This is a genomic window from Novosphingobium meiothermophilum (genome assembly GCF_003171715.1).
GTDB lineage: Bacteria > Pseudomonadota > Alphaproteobacteria > Sphingomonadales > Sphingomonadaceae > Novosphingobium > Novosphingobium meiothermophilum.
This window is the reverse complement of sequence record NZ_QGHL01000008.1, coordinates 437,501-439,920: the sequence shown is the minus strand read 5'-3', so window position 1 is coordinate 439,920 and position 2,420 is coordinate 437,501. Positions and strand designations below refer to the sequence as shown.

At 56.1% G+C, this 2,420-nt stretch carries 1 protein-coding gene and 2 rRNA genes (1 of these 3 cut by a window edge); all 3 read right to left on the bottom strand.

Annotated elements, in window-relative coordinates:
- Nucleotides 1-376: 376 nt before the first annotated feature.
- Entirely contained in the window at nt 377-562 is a 186-nt protein-coding gene (locus DKM43_RS16695) for an SEC-C metal-binding domain-containing protein (protein ID WP_236632519.1), read from the bottom strand.
- 250 nt (nt 563-812) lie between these two features.
- Nucleotides 813-927 (bottom strand): 5S ribosomal RNA (gene rrf / locus DKM43_RS10640).
- A 151-nt stretch (nt 928-1,078) separates the two neighbouring features.
- A 23S ribosomal RNA gene (locus DKM43_RS10635) occupies nt 1,079-2,420 on the bottom strand (it continues 1,449 nt past the right edge of the window).

The following is a 2,420-nucleotide window of genomic DNA, read 5'->3' as shown; positions in this document are numbered from 1 at the left end:
CCCCCATGATCTGATGATCAAACAGGCGGCATGAACGACAACCGGGATTAGCTTAACTCAGCCGCCAAACTGTCCAAGAAGGCGGGACCACCTCAGGTCTGGCTCGTGCTGCGTCAGAACTTGCGCGATTGCACAACGAACAGCGTGAAACCGAAGCTCGACAGGCAGCGCAAGTGCGTCAGCAGGCGGCATTAGAGAAAAATCGAAAGGAGTTGGCAACTCTTGCCGGAAAACGCGCGCGCGATCCGGCAAGAGCCGAGCTTTGGTGCAGGTCTTCGAACCCGAAACTCGGCGGGCAACGTCCGTTCGATTATTGCGTTGACGATCGCGCGCTTCGGACCTGCATAGACATCATGCCATCATCTCTCTGATCAGATCATGCTATACAGCATTTCTTGAACTTCTTGCCGCTCCCGCATGGGCACGGATCGTTGCGGCCAATTTTAAAACCATCAGCTCCGCGTCGGCTCGGACTTGGCTGAGCAATATCCCGGTTGCCGTTGAGTACTATTCCCTGCGTCTGAGCATCGAGGCGGGTGTCTCGCTTCCACGGGAAACGCACCGCAATACTGAGTTTGGGAAGTCCGTCGGCCTCGCGCACGAGAAGTCCAAACCAGTTATCTGCGCGGTGAACATATTTTCTGCGTCGGCAATGGTCGGCGAGTGCCCGCGTCGCATCGTGTGTGACCGCCTGTTCCGCCGTCGTGTTGTCGGGGCCTTCAGCGCTCCTTGCAGGGTCCGCGATGTGCGGGAAGTCCTGCAGGAAGGATTTTGCGAATGGGTTTTTTGTGCGAGTACACGCAAGCTTCAATGCCTGGCGACGACCTACTCTTCCAACGCTTGAGCGTTAGTACCATTGGCGCTGTCCGGTTTCACGGCCGAGTTCGAGATGGGATCGGGTGGGGCACGGACGCTATGGTCACCAGGCAATGGAGCCTGCGTGTTCTGCACTGATCGATGCGTATGGCGGGCCCTTGCAGGCTGGCCGTTTTCAGATGTCTGGCTGGAGGATCGTCCGTCCAGCGACGCCCTTTCACGGGATTTCCCGTGCGCAGAGCTGTCGTTGATGGTGGGACTCTTCAAGCATGAACAGAGTTATTAGGACCGGTTAGCTTCATGCGTTACCGCACTTCCACACCCGGCCTATCAACGTGGTGGTCTACCACGACTCGATGATACCTTATCTTGAGGGAGGCTTCCCGCTTAGATGCTTTCAGCGGTTATCCCGTCCATGCATAGCTACCCTGCTGCGCTCCTGGCGGAACGACAGGTACACCAGAGGCATGTTCACCCCGGTCCTCTCGTACTAGGGGCAACTCCTCTCAAGTATCGACGCCCACGGCAGATAGGGACCAAACTGTCTCGCGACGTTCTGAACCCAGCTCACGTACCACTTTAATTGGCGAACAGCCAAACCCTTGGGACCTGCTCCAGCCCCAGGATGTGATGAGCCGACATCGAGGTGCCAAACGATTCCGTCGATATGAGCTCTTGGGAATCATCAGCCTGTTATCCCCGGCGTACCTTTTATCCGTTGAGCGATGGCCCTTCCACGAGGGACCACCGGATCACTATGACCGACTTTCGTCTCTGCTCGACTCGTCAGTCTCGCAGTCAGGCAGGCTTATGCCATTGCACTCTAACAGACGGTTTCCAACCGTCCTGAGCCTACCATCGCGCGCCTCCGTTACTCTTTAGGAGGCGACCGCCCCAGTCAAACTACCCGCCACAGAGGGTCCCCGAACCGGCTAACGGTCCTGGGTTAGACATCAGAAAACAACAGGGTGGTATTTCACCTATGGCTCCACACCAGCTGGCGCCAGTGCTTCAAAGCCTCCCACCTATGCTACACAATTCTTTCCTAATGCCACTCTGAAGCTGCAGTAAAGGTGCACGGGGTCTTTCCGTCTAACCGCGGGTACTCCGCATCTTCACGGAGAATTCAATTTCGCTGAGCATATCCTGGAGACAGTGGGGAAGTCGTTACGCCATTCGTGCAGGTCGGAACTTACCCGACAAGGAATTTCGCTACCTTAGGACCGTTATAGTTACGGCCGCCGTTTACTCGGGCTTCAATTCGGAGCTTGCACTCCTCCTCTTAACCTTCGAGCACCGGGCAGGCGTCACACCCTATACGTCGTCTTGAAGCCGACTTAGCAGAGTGCTGTGTTTTTGCTAAACAGTCGCTACCCCCTGGCCTGTGCCCCCAACAAGTGCTTGCGCACAAGTTGGGCCTCCTTCTTCCGAAGGTACGGAGGCAATTTGCCGAGTTCCTTCAGGATACTTCTCTCAAGCGCCTTGGTATACTCTACCTGACCACCTGTGTCGGTTTCGGGTACGGTCTATACGGTGGGGCTATTTCCTGGAACCACTTCGAAGCCACTCCAATCCATTAAGAAGTGACAACACACGTGATCCGT